The organism is Serratia sp. 201 (genome assembly GCF_037027545.1).
Classification (GTDB): Bacteria; Pseudomonadota; Gammaproteobacteria; order Enterobacterales; family Enterobacteriaceae; genus Serratia; species Serratia bockelmannii.
Genome location: NZ_JAXCHC010000021.1, coordinates 1 through 261, shown reverse-complemented (window position 1 = coordinate 261; position 261 = coordinate 1). Strand labels below are relative to the sequence as shown.

Below are 261 nucleotides of genomic sequence, written 5' to 3'. Positions count from 1 at the left end.
CTACTCTCGCATGGGGAGACCCCACACTACCATCGGCGCTACGGCGTTTCACTTCTGAGTTCGGCATGGGGTCAGGTGGGACCACCGCGCTATTGCCGCCAGGCAAATTCTGTTTCATTCCAACCGCATCACTCCCGTGAAGCCATCAGAACCAATCTCGGAACTTCGCTGAAAATCTCTCTAAAAACACCTTCGGTGTTGTAAGGTTAAGCCTCACGGATCATTAGTACTGGTTAGCTCAATGCATCGCTGCACTTACAC

General features: G+C 52.1%; 1 rRNA gene. It reads right to left on the bottom strand.

From position 1 onward, the window contains the following. Nucleotides 1–103, bottom strand: a 5S ribosomal RNA gene (rrf, locus tag WA302_RS25205); the annotation flags it as partial. Nucleotides 104–261: the final 158 nt, after the last annotated feature.